This window comes from Kutzneria sp. NPDC052558 (assembly GCF_044547355.1).
Lineage (GTDB): Bacteria > Actinomycetota > Actinomycetes > Mycobacteriales > Pseudonocardiaceae > Kutzneria.
The window spans coordinates 522,667-538,180 of record NZ_JBIUAG010000001.1; the positions used below are offsets into that span (position 1 = coordinate 522,667).

Genomic DNA, 15,514 nt, shown 5'->3' on the forward strand with positions numbered 1-15,514 from the left:
AGCAGCCTAAAACAGGCGGGACGCTGCCACTACGGCAGATCACCGGCATTTTCGGCCGGCGGAAGTTCCTCCCTCAACCTCCGAGTGCCGGTCCCGGTGCGCCGCCACCCGGGCCCGGTTGCCGCACCGGTCCGACGAGCACCAGCGCCGCCGGCCGCCCCTGGAGGTGTCGAGGAACACCGTCCCGCAATGGTTGCCGTCGCACTGGTGCAGCCTTTTCGCCTCCGCCGTGCTCAGCAGGTCGATGGCATCCCGCGCCACCGCCGTCAACACCTGCGTCGGCGTCGGGCGCTCCGTGTCCGACACCAGGCCGTGCTCCCCGATCCTCAACTGCGGCACCGGCGCCGGCCCTCGCGCCCAGGCATTCACCAGCGCCACGTCCTCGCCCTGGAGCTCGGCCTGATCCCTGGCCGTTGCCGTCACCAGCCGGCACACCGCTTCCCGGACCTCGACGAAGTGGCTCACGTCCTCGTCCCCCGGCCGTTTCGCCGTCTCGATGCCGACGTTGTCCAGCCAGGTCGCGACCCCCGCCCCATCCCCCAGGTCGTCGCTCGGCGCCGCCCCCAGCCGCCCGTGCACCGTCGCCACCAGCTCCAGGCACAGCCGCCCCGTACCCAGCTTCACCCTCGCCACCTCCACGTAATGCCCTTATGCCATTAGAGCACGCTCCCCCACGAACCGCGCCACCTCACGCACCGTGCGGAAGTTGTCGATGTCCAGCTCGGCCGGGGCCACGCTGATGCCGAAGGTCTTCTCCACCCACACCACCAACTGCACCGCGAACAGCGAACTCACCCCCGCCGTGGCGAAGATGTCCTGGTCATCGCCCAGCTCCACCCCCTGCACATGCCGCCGCACGAACTCCCGGACCGTGCTCAGGTGCTCCATCACCGCTCCTCCTCGTAGCCCCACCAAGATCAAGGGACCGAAACTCTCGTTGAACGTCAGCAAGGGGCCCTTCATGACATCTCGTGCCCCTCGTAGTCGTAGAAGCCGTGGCCGGTCTTGCGGCCCAGCAGGCCGGCGGCGACCAGCCGGCGCAGCAGCTGGGCCGGGCGGAACTTGGGGTCGTTGAAGTTGTCCAGCAACACCTCCAGCGACTTCAGCACGGTGTCGAGGCCGATCAGGTCGGCGGTCTCCAGCGGCCCCATCTGGTGCCCGAGGCACTGCCGGAACAGCACGTCGATCTCGGCGGCGGTGCCCACCCGCTCCTCGACGAGCATGATCGCCTCGTTGACCGACAGCATGGCGACGCGGTTGGTGACGAAGCCGGGCGAGTCGGCGACGACGACGCTGCCCTTGCCGATGCGGCGAAGCAGGTCCTGGGTGGCGGCGATCGTCGAGGGCGAGGTGCGGAAGCCGCGGACCACCTCGACAACCTTCTTCAGCGGCACGGGATTCATCAGGTGCACGCCGATCACCCGGTCCGGCCGGCCGGTGGCCGAGGCGACGGTGGTGATCGGGATGGCCGAGGTGTTCACGCCGAACACGGTGTGCGGCGGGCAGATCCGGTCGATCTCGGCGTACACGTCCCGTTTGACCGCCCAGTCCTCGGTGACGTTCTCGACGACGAAGTCGGCGTCGGCCAGGAGCGTGGTGTCGGTGGTGAACGTGATCAGGTCGATGATGTCGCGGCCGGCCAGTTCGCGGTCGATGAGGCCGTACATCCGGGCGTTGGTGGCGATCTCGGCGCGGGCGCGGTCCAGGGCCTGCTGGCTGATGTCGACCAGCACGACCGGCAGCCCGCCGGCGGCGAAGGCGTGCGCGCCGCCGATGCCCATGGTGCCGGCGCCGACCACGCCGACGGTGTCGATCTCGGTCACAGGTGTCCCCTCAGCAGGTCAGGCCAGGTGTCGACGTCCCAACCGTGTTGACACAGCAGTGCGTAGGTCAGGCGTTCCAGGCCGAAGCCGACGCAGGCGGAGAACGCCGGCTCGTCGTGCAGACGGATGTCGAACGCCTCGCCGAAGTGCCGGTCGTGCAGATTGAACGAGCCGACGGCCACGGTCTGGCCGCCGATGTCCAGGTGCAGCTCGTGTTTGAGCTCCAGCAGCCGCTGCGACGACACCCGCAGCGCGCCGTCGGCGGCGGCGAAGAACGGGTCGTTGGCCACCTCGCAGCGCCCGGCCAGGTCGAGCTTCTCGACGAGGTCGATCGCCCGCTCGCGCAGCCGATCCCGGGCCGTGCGGACGAAGTCGGCATCGCCGATGAACACCGTCTCGCGAATGGTGAAGTCCCCCAGGCGTTCCAGCGTCCGGTGGTAGCGGGCCTCGTGCCGGAACGAGCCACCGCGGGCGGTGATCACCGTTGGGCCGTCGAGGGTTCGGCCGGAGAGCTGGTCGAACGTGTGGTAGCACATGGTGGTCGGGAGGCATTGTTCGACCGGCCCGCACCGGGCCAGGACGTTGTCGGGGTCCTGAGCGAATTCCCGGTACGTGTCAACGTCGCCGTGCAGGCGGGCGACGAACATCAGGTGCTGCGGGAACGACGAGAGATAACCGCTGCGCCGCAACGCGTTCAGTGGGAGCAGGGTCGGATACCGGTACTCCGCGGCGTCGAACTCGTCGACGACGATGTCCCGAATGAGCCGGTCCAGCGCCTCCAAAGCGGCGATCGCCGGCTGCCCCAGGGCGACCTGGCCGGGGCCGACCTCGTGCACGACGCCATCGGCCACCAGCGCCGCGAAGGTGTCGGGACGGGCCCGGCGAGCGGTTTCCGAGCGCCACAACACCTTGGGCGGAGTGCGAAGCTGGGCCGCGACGTCGTTCTCCACCACGAACCGGAGCTTGCGGGTCAGTTCCGCCGGGTCGACCGGCCGGTCGGTGCTGACCGCGACGGCGGCCAGGCCGACCAGCTCGAAGTCCACAATGGACTCGTCGACGAAGAAGATCCGCCGGGTCAGCTCGTCGACGTGTTCGGGGGCCACCGGCTCGGCCAGTTCCAGGACGTAGCGGCACATCACGGGCCTCCTCACGCCGGCAGGCCGAGCAGGCCGGCGATGACCGAGCGCTGGATCTCCGAGGTGCCGGCGTAGATGGTGCCGGCCAGCGCGTCCCGGACCTCCCGCTCGATGCCGAGTTCCTCGGTGTAGCCACGGGCTCCGTGCAGCTGCATGGCGTCCAGCGCGGTCGCCTTCAGGCCCTCGCTGACGCACAGCTTGAGCATGGACGCCTCGTGCAGGGCCAGTTTTCCCTGCGACCGCAGCCAGGCGACCTTGTAGAGCAACAACTGCGCGAGTTCGAGCCGAACCCGCATGTCGGCGATCTTGCCCGACACGGCCTGGTAGCCGCCGATCGGCCGGCCGAACTGGGTGCGCCGCGTCGCGTGGTCGACGCTGCGTTCAAGAAGCCGGCCCAGCACACCGACTTGGCTGGCGAACATGAAGCCACGCTCCCACTCCATGGTGGACGTGAAGAGCCGATAGCCGGCCCCTTCCGCGCCGAGCCGGTGTTCGGCCGGCACAACACAGCTGTCGAAGGTGATCTCGCCCATCGGCGTGCCACGCAGGCCCGCCTTGGCGATCGGCCGGACCGACAGGCCGGGCGTGTCGGCCGGCACGATGAACGCGGTGAGTCGTCGCTGCGGGACGTTGTCGTCGCTGGTCCGCGCGAACACGATGAACAGCCCGGCCACCGGGGCGTTGCTGATGAAAGTCTTGGTGCCGTTGAGAATGTAGTCGTCGCCGACCTGCCGCGCGGTGGTCTCGATCGCCAGCATGTCGGACCCGTGATCGGGTTCGGTCAGGGCGTGCGCGCCGATCAGCGAGCCGTCGCACAGCCGCGGTAGCCACCGCTCGCGCTGCTCGTCCGTGCCGTGATCGGCGATGTAGACGGCGCAGGCGAAGACGTGGTTGTTGATGGCGAAGACCAGGCCGTTGTCGACGCAACTGTGGCCGAGCGCCTCGAATGCCATCGCCACGCTCAGCGGGTCGAGCCCGGACCCGCCATATGTAGGGGAAATCGGCCATCCGAGCACGCCGAAGTCGGCACAGGCCTTCCAGCCGGCCTCGTCGAAGACGCCCAACCGGTCGTGCTCGGCGGCGTTGGCTCCCAGGCGCTGGCCGAAGGCCATCACCTCCGCCTGTCGGGCGCGTTGCTCGGCCGTGGGTGCGAAGTCCATGCCGTCCCCCTCAGACTTCCCAGAGCGTCGCGGCCCAGGCCGCCACCGGGCTGTTGTTCAGCGCCAACACCAGATCTCCCGGCTCGGCGACCAGGCGGTCCAGGTTCAGCACCACGTCCATCGCGCCGAGATGCCCGTGCGCCCGCAGGTTCTCCTGGCACACCGGGTTGATCGGCAGTCCCAGCAGGTCCTCGTAGAAGCCGTAGGCGCTGGCGGTGACGTTCTGCATCAGGACCGTGCTGACGTCGTTCTTCGTCACGCCGGCGTCGGCGAGCACGCCGTCAACCAGGGCGCCCAGCCGCACCCGGCTGTGCATGGCCAACTCGAACCGGTAACGGGAAGGGGACGCACACCGCTCGCGCCACTCGTACCAGGGCGATTGCCGGTAGTCCACGCGGAACAGGTCGTGGAAGGCGCCGTCGGTCTCCATGCGGTGGGCCCGCAGCACCGGCCGTCCGCCGCGCACGACGGTCGTCGCGAACGCCCCGTCGCCGACCACCGTGACCGGATTGCGTATCCGGTCCGGCCCGGTCGGTCGGCTCGTGTGCGCGATGATCACCCTGTCCCGCCGGGGATCGGCCAGCAACAGGTCCCGGGCCAGCGCCCAGGCCGCGCTGGACCCGGTGCAGCCCAGGCCGTCGATGCCGAACGCGAACGCCCCCGGCAGTGTCGCCGCCGCCTGCACCGCGCACGGATCCGAACCGAGCAGTACATCTGGCGCCCGGGAGCCGACCAGGAGCAGCACGTCCGGTTCGCGGGGATCCGTGTCGAGCAGCGCCCGACAGGCCTGGGCGGCCAGCTCCGTCTGGGGGCCGTCGCCGAACACGCCGACCGTCTCGATGCCGCAGCCGGTGGCGAAGTCCTGGTCCTCCGGCGGCAGCGAGCCGAACTCCGGCAGGTCCACCACCGCGATCCGGTCGGCCGGCAGCAGGCAGTGGGTGGAGCCGATGCCGATCGTCATGGCCACAGTGGTAGCAAGAACGCGCTGCCACACAACAGATCCCGGCCATCGACGATGGCCATCGCCCCATCGAACGCGCGAATGCTCCAGCCGCCGAAATGGCCGTAGCTTCTCGGCTCGTGGCACCGAACGTGCATGGCCTTGTCGAGCAGTGGGTCGACCGGACCCCGGACGCGGTGGCGGTGACCGACCCGTCGACCGGCGTCTGCCTGTCGTACGCGGAACTCTGGGCTCGATCCGGCGCGATCGCCGCCGGCTGCCGTCCCGGCGACCTCATCGCCCTGCGGCTGCCCCGGTCGACCGACCTGGTAGTTGCCCAGCTGGGCGTGCTCCGGGCCGGCGCGGCGTATCTGCCGATCGACGCCCAGGCGCCGCAGTCCCGGGTCGACACCATCCTCGCCGACTCCGGGGCCGTCGAGCTCCAGGCGGCGGAACTGCCGGTCCCACCGGCAGTTCCGGTCTCCGGCGAGGACCCGTGCTACGTCATGTACACCTCCGGCTCCACTGGGACGCCCAAGGGCGTGGTCATCCCGCACCGGGCCGTCGTCCGGCTGGTCACCCGGTCGCACCACTGCGTGATCGCCCCGGGGGACCGCTGCGCCCACGCCGCGAATCCCGCCTTCGACGCATCCACGTTCGAGGTCTGGGGCGCGCTGGCCGCCGGGGCCACGCTCGTGATCATGCCGTCCGTGCTGGACCTGACCATCGACGAGTGGGCCATCGCGGTCCGTGCGCAGCGGCTCGACACCATGTTCCTGACCACCTCGCTGTTCCACCTCGTCGCGCGGACCCGCCCCGACGCCTTCGGCTCGCTGGCCAACCTCGTGGTCGGCGGCGAACAGCTCTCCCTCGACGCCGTCCGCGCCGTGCTCGACGCCGGCGGTCCCGGCCGGCTGGTCAACGGCTATGGGCCGACCGAGGCCACCACGTTCGCCGCCTACTTCGACTGCACCCCGTCCAGCCTCGCCGGCCTCTCCCGGGTCCCCGTCGGCTTTCCCCTGCCCGACACCACCCTGGCTGTCCTCGACGACACCCGCCAACCCGTTCCCCCGGGCACGACTGGCGAGCTCTGCATCGGCGGCCCCGGCGTCGCCCTCGGCTACCTGGGCCGGACATCCGTCAGCTTCACTGACGATCCGCTGACCGGATCATTTCTCTACCGCACCGGCGACCTCGCCCGACAACTCCGCACCGGCGCCATCGAGCTCCTCGGCCGCGTCGACCGCCAGGTCAAGCTGCGGGGCTTCCGCATCGAACTGGAGGAAATCGAACGCGCTCTGCTCGCCTCCGCGCCCCTCGCCGAGGCCGCCGTCGAGAAGATCGGCGACGGCCCCACCGCCTTCCTCGCCGCCTTCGTCTCTCCCGCCACAGTCGACATCGACTCCCTCTCAGCCCGCCTAGCCCTCGACCTACCGGCCTACATGCTGCCCGCCCGGTGGATCACCCTGGACGAACTCCCCTTCGGCCCCACCGGCAAACTCGACCGCGCCCGCCTCCGGGCGATGGCGGAGAGCGCACAGACCAGTGCGGCCGGGGTTGACCACCCTGGCCATGCCGTCCTGGAGATCTGCCGCGAGGTTTTGAGGGTGCCGGCCGTCCGGCCGTCGGACAACTTCCTCGATCTGGGCGGCAACTCGCTGCTGGCGGTGCAGGTGGCGACGCGGATCCGGCATCGGCTGCACGTGCGGGTGGAGCCTGCGGACGTGCTGCTGGCCGACTCCTGTGGCGAGTTGGCGAGGCGGTTGGCGTGAACAACCACCCCATGTCCTTTGCCCAGGAGCGGTTGTGGCTGGTCGATGTCGCCGATCCGGGGACGTCTACGTACAACGTGGCGCTGCGGAACCGGTGGCATGAGGCGGTGGACCCTGAGGCCTTGGATGCGGCGCTGACCAAGGTGGTGGCGCGGCACGAGGTCCTGAGGACGACGTATCGGCTGGTGGACGGCTCGCCGGTGCAGATCGTGGGCCCGGTGGCGGCGGTGCCGGTGGAGGTGCTGGCCGGCGGACCGGCCATGGAGGCGGAACTGGCGGATCGGGCACGGCGGGCGTTCGACCTGGGCCGAGGCCCACTGCTGCGGTGCACGGTGTGGCGCGGCGCGCCGGGCGGGGACGTGATGCTGCTGGTGGTGCATCACATCGCCGTCGATGGCTGTTCGCTGGAGCCGCTGTACGCCGACCTCGCCGCTGCTTACCGGCAGGTCGAGTTGCCGGATTTGCCTATGCAGTACCGGGAATTCGCCGTGTGGGACCGGAAGGCAGTCGAACGGGACCTGGTGGAGTCCCGTATTGCCGAGCTGGCCGACGCCAAGCCGCCGACCTTGCCGGGCGCGGGCGTGCCGAACGGTGTCGGGGACCAGATCGCCTTCAGCATCCCCATGTGGCCCAAGGTGATCGACCTGGCCCGTTCCTTGCGCGCCACGCCTGCCGTCATCATGCAGGCGGCCTTCGAGGCAGTGTTAGCACAATGGTCCGGCAGCACCGACTTCGTTCTCGGCCTGGTGACGGCCAACCGCACCCATCCGGATTCGGAGCGGCTGGTCGGCTTCTTCGCCAACACCGTGCCACTGCGCCGCCTTCTGCGTCCCGAGTGGACGTTCCGCGAGCTCTGCCTGGACGCCCGCACCGATGGCTACCGTTCCCTGACCTACCAACGGGTCCCGTTCAACGCGCTCGCCGGTCACCGACGCAACCTGGTGACCGCCTGCCTCGTCGTCCAGAACACCCCGGCCCCGCCCACCGACCTGTGGACGCGGCCCACCGTCCTGCCCACCGGCCGCGCCAGGTTCGAGCTACTGATGATCATCGAGGACGGCGCCGGCGCCCTCGAGTTCGACACCGGCCGCTATCCCGCCCGCATCGCGGACGGGGTGGTGGACTCGTTCCTGGACCTGCTGGACACCATGACCGCCAATCCCGAGACGCCACTCACCCGCTTCATCACCTTCACGCATCGGCCTTCTCGGGAGTTCGCCAACACGACGCCGGCCACCATGTCCACTGCCCGCCGGGCCCATACGGCAGGGGTGCTGACCCCGGCTCATCGGCACGCGGTCGAAATGTTTGCGACGGCGTTGGCTTCGGTTGGGCGTACGGCCCGGGACCTGGGGCCAGATGCCGACTTCTTCGCGCTGGGTGGGCATTCGCTGCTGGCGGTGACCATGCTGGCCGGGACGCAGGTGTCGCCCCGGGACTTTCTGGCGGAGCCGACGATTGCCGGGTTGGCGCGGCTGCTCACCATCGACCACGGGCCGGCGGAGCCCCCGCCCGCCGGCCCGGCCTTGGCCTCGGCGACGCAGCGGCGGTTCTGGTTCCTGGATCGTGTGCCGTCGCTGCGTCAGGCCTACGTGATGCCGACGGTGGTCGAGATTCCTGCCCCGGTGGACATCGAGGCCCTCCGGCGCGCGGTCGACGAGACGTTGGCCAATCACCTGGCGTTGCGGACGACGTTCGCCCTGGATCGCAAGCTGCGGCAAGTCGTCCGGGCCGAGACGCGGCCGGCCAGGGCCAGGATCGTACCGGCGGTGGAATCCTGTTGGGGCGCCTTCGATCTCGCCCGGCAAGCGCCGGCGCGTGCGGACATCGTGGACCGGGGCGAGCAGGGTGTGCTGCTGGTCCTTGTGGTGCACCACATCGCGGCGGATGGGTGGTCTCGTCGACTGCTGCTCACCGAGATCGCGGACCGGTATCACGGACGCACGCCAGCCCGAGCCGTGGTGACGCCGCCGCGTGAGCCGGATCGGCGCCACACCGAGGCGATGATCGACTGGTTGAGTGAGGCGCCGGTTGACATCGAGCTGTGCCGTGATCGCGAACGGCCGGAGACGCAAACCACACTGGCGGCAAGGCAATGTGTGGAGCTGCCGCAGTTGAGCGGGCTGGCGGCGACGCCGTTCCAGGTCGGGGCGGCGCTGCTGGCGGTCGCGTTGGCCCGACGCAGCGGCCAGCGGGACTTCCTGTTCGCCTTCCCGTGGGCCGGCCGTGACACGGAGGAAAGCCTTGGTGCGGTGGGCATGTACGTGAACACGGTGATACTACGGGTGGATCTCCGTGGCGTGGGGACATGGCGGCAGCTGTTGAAGCAGGTCAGGGAATCGAGCGCGGTGAGCTACCGCCATGCCGACGCCTCGTACGACGAGATCGCCGCCGCGTTGCACCCGTCGCGCGACCTGAGCCGGCCGCCGCTGACGCCGGTGTATCTCGGGGTGGCCGACGAGGTCACGCCCGATTTCCCCGGTGCGCGGCTGCGGGAGCTGGATCCGTTGCACATCAAGTTCGAACTGGAATGCACGATCACCGAGGACTGGCGGTTCGACATCGCCTACCTGGTCGGACTGTTCGGCGGCCACACGATCGCCGGGCTGGCGGCCGAACTGCGGGCGGCCGCCGTCGACCTGGCCACCGATCCCGACTCCGAGACGAGGGCGTGATGACTGAGGACGACCTGATCGAGCCGGTGCGGCTGGCCTGGGCCGAGGTGCTCGACGTCGAGGACATCGGCACCGACACGCCGTTCCTGGAGATCGGCGGCAATTCGCTGCTGCTGGTCATGTTGTGGGAGCAACTGGCCGAACTCGCCTCCCGGCCGATCAAGCTCGCCGACCTGTTCCACCACGCCACGATCCGGGCCCAGGCCGCGCTGCTGGCCGGGATCGAGTCGCCCGTGCCGGCCGAGGCCGGGGCACGGGATCGCCGACGCCTGCTCGGCCGGGCCGTCGCCAAGCGGGAGGGAGTGGCCGGTGTCTGAGGATGTCGACATCGCTGTCGTGGGAATCGGCTGCCGGTTCCCGGACGCGTGGAATCCCCAGCAGTTCTGGGCCAACATCGACAACGGCGTGGTGTCCATGCGGCCGCTGGACCAGCTGCCGGCCGATCACGTCCCGGTCGCCACGACCCTGCCCGGCTACGACCAGTTCGCGGCCGAGTTCTTCGGCGTCCCGCCGCGCGAGGCGGCCGCGATGGACCCGCAGCAGCGCATCTTTCTGGAAACGGCCTGGGAGGCCCTGGAATTCGCCGGCCACCCGGCGGACGGCCCGGTGGTGGGGGTGTTCGCGGGGAGCGCGGCGAGTCCGTACCAGGCCGCGAGAATTGCCCGGGCGGTGAGCCGGGTGGGGCTGGCGGCGGCGGTGAACGACATCGAGATCCATACGGGTGGGGAGCCGGACTTCCTCACCTCGCGGGCGGCGTACAAGCTGGGGTTGCGAGGGCCGGCGGTGAGCGTGCAGACGGCGTGTTCGTCGTCGCTGTACGCGGTGCACTACGCGTCGTTGAGCCTGCTGGCCGGGGAATGCGACATCGCGTTGGCGGGCGGGGCGACGGTGTTGGAGCCGGTGCTGGGGCACCGGTATGTGCCTGGTCGCGGGCTGTCGGAGGACGGATACTGCCGGTCGTTCGATCACCGATCCCAAGGCACGGCCTACAGTTCAGGCGTCGGCGTGGTGGCGTTGCGGCGGTTGTCCGACGCGCTGGCGGACGGGGACCCGATCCTGGCGGTGGTGCGAGGAACGGCAGTGGGCAACGATGGCGCGCACAAGGCCGGCTATGCCGCGCCGGATCCGGTGGGCGTCGAGGCCGTGGTGGCGGGGGCGTTGCGGGTCGCCGACGTGCCGGCTGACCTGCTGCGGTACGTCGAGGCGCACGGCACGGCGACTCCGCTCGGGGACGAGATCGAGCTGGCGGCTCTGACCGCCGCCGTGCGAAGGACCACTGCGGCCAAAGGGTTCTGTGCCCTCGGCTCCGTGAAGGCCAACATCGGGCACAGCGGTCCGGCGGCCGGGATCGCCGGCTTCATCAAGGCCGTGCACATCGCCCGCACCGGCGCGCTGCCGCCGCACCCGATGTTCGAGCGGACGCGGGAATCGCTGGAAGACGGCCCGTTCGTCATCGCCACCACCGGCGGCGCCTGCCCGGATCCGGAGCGGCATGTGCTGGTCAACGCCATCGGTATGGGCGGAGCCAACGCCGCCGCGGTGCTCGCGCCGCCGCCGGAGCCGACCGTTGCGTCGGCCCCGGCAACGGAAACCGTCCGGCTGGTGCTCTCGGCCCGTACCAGGGTCGAGCTGGATCGCTTGTCCGCCAACCTGTCCGATGTCATCGAGAAGAACCCGGCCGACGTGCACGACATCGCGCACACGCTCCGGGTCGGCCGGCGCCACTTCGACGAACGCCGCGTGATCACCGCCCGCCCGGACCAGCTCGTCGCCGCGCTCCGCATGCCCCGGCCGCCGCTGGCCCAGACCATGCGCAGAACCAACCAGCCGGCCCCGAATGCGGCGACCATCGAGGAGGCGTGGCTACACGGGGCCGAGATCGACTGGAACGCGTTCTCGGTCGGCCGGCGGTTGCCGTTGCCGACGTATCCGTTCGAGCGCCAGCGGTTCTGGCTGTTGGACGACTTCGACCTGGAACCGGCTGCCCCGGCCGCCGTCGATGACATCGAGCGGGAGATCCAGACCGTCTGGCGTGAGCTGTTCGGCGTCGAGGATGTCGGCCCAGACGACGAATTCGGGGCCATGGGCGGCACTTCGCTGCTGTCGGTGCAGCTCGTGCTGGAACTCCAGACCCGCTTCGGGGTCCTGGTCAACCTGCATCGGGTCGGCGGCGACAAGACCACCGCGCGCCGGCTGGCCCGGGTGATCCGCGGGCTGCGGACCGAGGACGAGCCCGACGACGCCAACCTGATCGACCAGGACCTCCAACTGCCGCTGGGGCCGATCGCCCCCAACAACCGCGGGCGCGACCTCCTGTTGACCGGGGCGACCGGCTTCCTCGGCGCGTTCGTGCTGGCCGAGCTGCTGGCCTCGACCACCGGGCGGGTGTACTGCCTGGTACGGGCCGACGACGAGGCCGCGGCCTTGGAGCGGCTCGCCGCTTCGGCGGCCAAGTTCCGTCTGCCCGCACCGGATCCCGAGCGGGTCCACCCGGTGCCGGGCGATCTCCGTGACATCGCCAAGATCGGCCCGAGCTTCCGTGACGGCGAGTTGGAGACCCGCGTCGGGCACGTCGTGCATTGCGCGGCCCGGGTCGTGTTCACGGAGCGGTATCGAACGCTGCGCGAGGACAACGTGGTGCCGATGGCGGATCTGCTGGCGTGGTGCCGAAGCAGCGGGATCGCCGACTTCTCCCACGTCTCCACCCTCACCGCGACCGCACGGCCGGCCGGTTCCGACCGCGTGCTGGAGATCCGCGACCAGGGCCTCGCCCCGGGGATCGGCGGCTACGGCACGACGAAGTGGGTGTGTGAGCGGCTGCTGGATCGCGCCGACGAGGAGGGTTTGCGGGTGCGGGTGTTCCGGCCCGGCCTGATCATGTCCGCCGCTTCCGGGGCGGCCAGCGACACCGATCTGATCTACTTCGTGCTGGCCAGCGGCATCGCCGTCGGCGCGCATCCGACCGACGACCGCTGGCAGGACATGGCCCCGGTCGACGTCGTGGCCAAGGCCGTGGCGCAACTGGCGGTCGGTCAGGGCTCGGTGGGCCGGGCGTACCACCTGATCGGCCAGCAGCGGGTCAGCGTGCGGGACCTGTTCGCCATGCTCGCCGAGGCCGGGCTGCCGACGCGGCCGGTGAGCCTCGCCGAGTGGCAGGAGCTGGTGCGGGCCAAGGGAATCGCCACCGGCAACCCGATCATGGCCACCGCCGGGCTGCTGGAGCTGAAGGGCACCGCCCCCGACGCGTTGCCGCCGCAGGCCGTCGGCTGGCAGCCGTTCCTGCGTCGCGCCGGCGTCGACTCGGCCGTGATCACTGGGGACCTGCTGCGGCGCGGCCTGGTCTACCTGGCCGCCACCAACCCCCTGTTCGCCGAGCTGCTGACGCCATGAACACTCTCTACCAGTGGTTCGCGCGGTCGGTGCGGCGGTATCCGGACGCCGTCGCCCTGGAGGTCGGCGACCGCTCGCTGACCTACCGTGAACTCGACGCCTACTCCGCCGCCGTCGCCGCGTATTTGTTGCGCCGCCACGGGAAGCCGCCGCACCGGGTCGGGCTGCTCGCATCACGCAGCCTGATGGCCTTCGCCGGATACCTTGGGGCGACCCGGCTCGGGGCCACGGTGGTGCCGCTCAACCCCCTGCACCCGGTGGCCCGCACCCGTCTCATGCTGGAGGCAGCCCCCTGCGAGGCGGTCCTGACCGACTCCCCCAACGCCAGGAAAGGCCCTTTCACTGCACCCGACGCCATGAACGGGCCTTTCCTGGCGTTTTCCGAGGCGGATCTGGGGGGAGGGGCGGGGGTGGCGCCGGATGACCTGTCCGTGCTCAACGGCGTGGCCTATCTGCTGTTCACCTCCGGCTCCACCGGGCGGCCGAAGGGCGTGCCGATCAAGCACCGGCACGTGGCCCCGTTCATCGAGCACAACATCGCCCGGTTCGAGGTCGGCCCGGGGGCCCGGCTGTCGCACACCTTCGACCTGACCTTCGACCCGTCGGTGTTCGACCTGTTCGTCACCTGGGGCTCCGGGGCGACCTTGGTCTGTCCACAACGGACCGAACTGCTGGACCCGTTGCGCTACATCGAAGATCGGCGGCTCACGCACTGGTTCTCCGTCCCCTCGGTGATCACCACCGCCGAGCGGCTTGGCACCATCGACCGGCAGGTCACCGGCCTGTGGCACAGCGTCTTCATCGGTGAGCAGCTCACCCTGCGGCAGGCCGCCCGCTGGCACGCCGCCGCACCCTCGGTGATCACCAACACCTACGGCCCGACGGAACTCACCGTCGCCTGCGCCGACTACCGCCTGCCGGCTGACCCGGCCGACTGGCCGTCTACCGCCAACGACACCGTGCCGATCGGCTCGCCCTACCCGTTCCTGGCCGCCGTCATCCGGGACGACGAGCTCTGCGTCCGAGGTCCGCAGCGGTTCGACGGCTATCTCAATCCCTTGGACGACGCCGACCGGTTCACCGGCGACGGCTACTACCGCACCGGCGATCGCGTGCAGTGGGAGCACAACGCGCTCGTCCACCTCGGCCGTACCGACCACCAGGTCAAGATCAGCGGCTACCGGGTCGAGCTCGGCGAGATCGAGACCGTCCTGGCCCGCCACCCGGACATCGCCGAAGCGGTGGCCGTGGCGACCACTGTGGACGGTGAGGTTCGACTCGACGCCTGGTATCGCGGCGCCGAGGTGCCGGAGCGGGAGTTGAAGCACTGGCTGCGGGGCCGGCTGCCGCTGCACATGGTGCCGAAGCGGCTGCGACGCGTGGAGCAGTTCCCGCTCAACGCCAACGGAAAGACGGACCGCGCGGCTCTGTCACAGGGGGCAGCTCAGTGACTCCCCTGGTCCGCCTGCTCTGCCTGGCCAACATGGCCAAGACGACCGCCAACGGCGTGCTGATGGCGGTGCTGGTCCTCTACTTCACCCGATCCGTCCACATTGGATCCGATGAGGTTGGCCTGGCGCTGAGTGTCGGCGCGGGCATCGGCCTGACGGCGGCGGTGCCAGCCGGACGACTGTCGGACAAGCACGGCCCCCGGGAGACGGCGTCGATCCTGTTGTGCGCCTTGGGGCTCGCGACCTGTGCCTACCCGTTGACCGGCGACTTCGCCGGACTGATGATCGTGAGCGCGCTGGTGCTGACGATCGAGTCGGGGGCCAACGCCTCGGTGTATGCCCTGGTAGCGGGACTATTGCCGACCGAGGAGCGAGTGCGGGCGTCCTCCTACATCAGGGCGGCGTCCAACATCAGCATCGCGGCCGGCGCGGCGGCCGGGGCGATCGGGCTCTACCTGGACACGCCGGCCGGATACCTCACGCTCCTTGTCGGCGCGGGAAGCCTGTTCATCGTCTCGGGCCTGCTGTTTCGGAGGCTCCCGAAGGTGCCGACGACAGAGCGCAAGCCGGGCCAGCCGGTGTGGCCGGTGCTGCGGGACCTGCCGTATGTCGCGGTCGCGCTGCTCAACTCCGTGCTGGTCATGAACGCCGGGGTGCTGAGCGTGGCGTTGCCGATCTGGATCGCCCAGAGCACCGCCGCGCCGACCTGGGTGTACGCCGTGGTGGTGATCGTGAACGCAACGGCGGTGGTGTTGCTGCAAGTCCGCGTCAGCAAGGGCGTCGAGGATGTGCCCGGTGGCGTGAAAGCCTGGCGGCGGGCGGCGATCCTGTTGGCCGCTGGGTGCGGACTGTACGCGCTCGCCGGCGGACTGCTGGTCTGGGCGGCCACGGCGGTGTTGCTGGTCGGGGCCGTGGCCCACGTGCTCGGCGAGATGCTGCACGCCTCCGGCGCCTGGGCCCTGGGCTACGGACTCGCCCCCGACCACGCCCAAGGCCAGTACCAGGGCCTGTTCACGACGTCCTCGCAGCTCGGCCAAACGATCACGCCCGTGCTGGCCACGGCGCTGCTGACCCACCTCGGCGCGGCCGGCTGGGCGGTGTTCGCCGGCCTGTTCCTGGCCGCCGGGGCACTGACACCCCGTCAGAAACCCGTTGTGAGGCAATGAC

Annotated in this window: 12 protein-coding genes; 6 read left to right on the forward strand and 6 right to left on the reverse strand. The window is 70.3% G+C overall.

Annotated elements, in window-relative coordinates; all coding sequences use genetic code 11:
- Positions 1 to 39: 39 nt before the first annotated feature.
- The 6 genes from ACIG5F_RS02205 to ACIG5F_RS02230 all read right to left on the reverse strand — a co-directional run bounded on the left by ACIG5F_RS02205 (position 40) and on the right by ACIG5F_RS02230 (position 5,080).
- Entirely contained in the window at positions 40 to 624 is a 585-nt protein-coding gene (locus tag ACIG5F_RS02205) for a CGNR zinc finger domain-containing protein (protein ID WP_396515533.1), read from the reverse strand.
- Positions 625 to 648: 24 nt separating this feature from the next.
- The gene (locus tag ACIG5F_RS02210) at positions 649 to 888 is read right to left on the reverse strand and encodes an acyl carrier protein (protein ID WP_396515534.1); all 240 of its coding nucleotides are present in this window, start codon (positions 886 to 888) and stop codon (positions 649 to 651) included.
- 71 nt (positions 889 to 959) lie between these two features.
- Positions 960 to 1,823 (reverse strand): 3-hydroxyacyl-CoA dehydrogenase family protein, encoded by an 864-nt coding sequence (locus ACIG5F_RS02215; RefSeq protein ID WP_396515535.1) that lies wholly within the window; start codon positions 1,821 to 1,823, stop codon positions 960 to 962.
- Positions 1,820 to 2,959 carry a hypothetical protein gene (locus tag ACIG5F_RS02220; RefSeq protein ID WP_396515536.1) on the reverse strand — a complete coding sequence of 380 codons (1,140 nt, stop codon included), beginning with the start codon at positions 2,957 to 2,959 and terminating at the stop codon, positions 1,820 to 1,822. Before ACIG5F_RS02220 ends, ACIG5F_RS02215 begins: the two co-directional genes overlap by 4 nt.
- A gap of 11 nt (positions 2,960 to 2,970) precedes the next feature.
- Positions 2,971 to 4,119 (reverse strand): acyl-CoA dehydrogenase family protein, encoded by a 1,149-nt coding sequence (locus tag ACIG5F_RS02225; protein ID WP_396515537.1) that lies wholly within the window; start codon positions 4,117 to 4,119, stop codon positions 2,971 to 2,973.
- 10 nt (positions 4,120 to 4,129) lie between these two features.
- Positions 4,130 to 5,080: a 3-oxoacyl-ACP synthase gene (locus tag ACIG5F_RS02230; protein WP_396515538.1), complete on the reverse strand. Its 951-nt coding sequence runs from the start codon at positions 5,078 to 5,080 to the stop codon at positions 4,130 to 4,132.
- 119 nt (positions 5,081 to 5,199) lie between these two features.
- Between ACIG5F_RS02230 and ACIG5F_RS02235 the strand changes: the two genes are divergently transcribed.
- The 6 genes from ACIG5F_RS02235 to ACIG5F_RS02260 are packed head-to-tail and all read left to right on the forward strand — an operon-like array spanning position 5,200 to position 15,513.
- Positions 5,200 to 6,831 carry a non-ribosomal peptide synthetase gene (locus tag ACIG5F_RS02235; protein ID WP_396515539.1) on the forward strand — a complete coding sequence of 544 codons (1,632 nt, stop codon included), beginning with the start codon at positions 5,200 to 5,202 and terminating at the stop codon, positions 6,829 to 6,831.
- Positions 6,828 to 9,506: a condensation domain-containing protein gene (locus ACIG5F_RS02240; protein ID WP_396515540.1), complete on the forward strand. Its 2,679-nt coding sequence runs from the start codon at positions 6,828 to 6,830 to the stop codon at positions 9,504 to 9,506. The genes ACIG5F_RS02235 and ACIG5F_RS02240 overlap by 4 nt, the downstream gene beginning before the upstream one ends.
- The gene (locus ACIG5F_RS02245) at positions 9,506 to 9,823 is read left to right on the forward strand and encodes a phosphopantetheine-binding protein (RefSeq protein ID WP_396515541.1); all 318 of its coding nucleotides are present in this window, start codon (positions 9,506 to 9,508) and stop codon (positions 9,821 to 9,823) included. The genes ACIG5F_RS02240 and ACIG5F_RS02245 overlap by 1 nt, the downstream gene beginning before the upstream one ends.
- Positions 9,816 to 12,896 carry a beta-ketoacyl synthase N-terminal-like domain-containing protein gene (locus tag ACIG5F_RS02250; RefSeq protein ID WP_396515542.1) on the forward strand — a complete coding sequence of 1,027 codons (3,081 nt, stop codon included), beginning with the start codon at positions 9,816 to 9,818 and terminating at the stop codon, positions 12,894 to 12,896. The genes ACIG5F_RS02245 and ACIG5F_RS02250 overlap by 8 nt, the downstream gene beginning before the upstream one ends.
- Positions 12,893 to 14,347, forward strand: coding sequence for an AMP-binding protein (locus ACIG5F_RS02255; RefSeq protein WP_396515543.1), 1,455 nt, complete (start codon positions 12,893 to 12,895; stop codon positions 14,345 to 14,347). The genes ACIG5F_RS02250 and ACIG5F_RS02255 overlap by 4 nt, the downstream gene beginning before the upstream one ends.
- Positions 14,344 to 15,513 (forward strand): MFS transporter, encoded by a 1,170-nt coding sequence (locus ACIG5F_RS02260; RefSeq protein ID WP_396515544.1) that lies wholly within the window; start codon positions 14,344 to 14,346, stop codon positions 15,511 to 15,513. The genes ACIG5F_RS02255 and ACIG5F_RS02260 overlap by 4 nt, the downstream gene beginning before the upstream one ends.
- The last annotated feature ends 1 nt before the right edge of the window (position 15,514 follow it).

What these genes read in the sequence shown, in the direction of transcription:
- ACIG5F_RS02220 (WP_396515536.1), bottom strand. Translation starts at nt 2,959, where the DNA reads ATGTGCCGCTACGTCCTGGAACTGGCCGAGCCGGTGGCCCCCGAACAC.
- ACIG5F_RS02245 (WP_396515541.1), top strand. Translation starts at nt 9,506, where the DNA reads ATGACTGAGGACGACCTGATCGAGCCGGTGCGGCTGGCCTGGGCCGAG.
- ACIG5F_RS02225 (WP_396515537.1), bottom strand. Translation starts at nt 4,119, where the DNA reads ATGGACTTCGCACCCACGGCCGAGCAACGCGCCCGACAGGCGGAGGTG.
- ACIG5F_RS02210 (WP_396515534.1), bottom strand. Translation starts at nt 888, where the DNA reads ATGGAGCACCTGAGCACGGTCCGGGAGTTCGTGCGGCGGCATGTGCAG.
- ACIG5F_RS02230 (WP_396515538.1), bottom strand. Translation starts at nt 5,080, where the DNA reads ATGACGATCGGCATCGGCTCCACCCACTGCCTGCTGCCGGCCGACCGG.
- ACIG5F_RS02255 (WP_396515543.1), top strand. Translation starts at nt 12,893, where the DNA reads ATGAACACTCTCTACCAGTGGTTCGCGCGGTCGGTGCGGCGGTATCCG.